Here is a 1,232-nt window from a genome sequence, read left to right on the forward strand (position 1 = left end):
ATCGAGGACGATATTGATGAACGGATACGCAACAGCCTATGTTTCCAGGTAGAGGGGGATGAAGCTTCCTTATCCGAGATATCTTCTCGCTATGTTTCTGCAAAGCCGATTGGCGCAATCCTTAGGCACTTTTTACCTGAAAGGATTGTTTATTCCGTCAATACAGTTGAGGAAGGGGCCAATGAAATTGCGGCCGCACTTCAAGCGGATTATAGAGAGCGTCCGTTTAGTGTGCGGCGGAATAGACGCCAAATCCGACTATCGCCTGAAGTGCTTGATGTGTTGAGAAAAATTCTTTCCAGCGCCATAGATTTTGATAGCTTTGTGAGTGGTATCGATCGCCAAGAGTCACTTTTTGATGACTTTGGAGTTTCACTGACTCTAGAAGAGTGGGATGAAAGGGTCAGGTCAGTTTCAAGATCAGATCGCCTTAAGATCGAGCAGACGTTAGGTGAATGCGACGACCTTTATGAGCGTATTTTGCAGGCGATGAAACCAGAGACTTCTGAGTCAGCGGATACATTAAGGATCGTACAGGCGCCCCCACCGAGTCAGTTTGTTCAAGCTTCGCGCTACATGGAATCATTCTGGGCGAATTCGATAAAGTACCTCGGGCCGTTGAGAGACGCACCTAAACCGCTATACCCTCTAGCTCCTGCTGCGGATCCCTATGATGTGGGATTACGCGGAGAGCATACCGCAGCTGTGTTAGATCTTCACAAGAACAAACAGATTAGATATCTCCCATCTGACGGTTTTTCGGAGCCTTCGAAAAAAATGGCTCCTGTTACCAGGACTCTTGAAACAGCAGTAACGGACTGGCTTCAGTACTTAGGCGTTGCGGATTCGATCAATAGTCAAGATAAGGGAAAATTGGGACATGAGCTAAAGGTAGGATTGGCAAGTTCTAAAGATACTCACGACTTGACACACGTTGGTGTCGGCGTGAGCCAGGTGCTGCCTATTCTTGTTATGTGCCTGCTAGCAGATACTGACTCAACTCTCGTATTCGAACAGCCAGAGCTGCATTTACATCCAAAAGTTCAAACATTACTGGGTGACTTTTTTCTTTCGATGTCGATGTGCAATAAACAATGCATCATTGAGACTCATAGTGAGTATTTGATTGATCGACTCCGATTTCGAATTGCTTCTTCGCCATCGGAGCAGAGGTTAAACGAGCAGGCGAAGATTTACTTTGTGGAAAAACCATCTCAGGAATCATCCTTTCG

General features: G+C 46.2%; 1 protein-coding gene. It reads left to right on the forward strand.

Annotated elements, in window-relative coordinates; all coding sequences use genetic code 11:
- Positions 1-282 precede the first annotated feature (282 nt).
- Positions 283-1,232, forward strand: a 950-nt coding sequence (locus tag ABJF11_RS00585) for an AAA family ATPase (RefSeq protein WP_348117170.1), incomplete at its 3' end; no start/stop codon positions are given.

This window comes from Reichenbachiella sp. (assembly GCF_039941815.1).
Taxonomy (GTDB): Bacteria; Bacteroidota; Bacteroidia; order Cytophagales; family Cyclobacteriaceae; genus Reichenbachiella.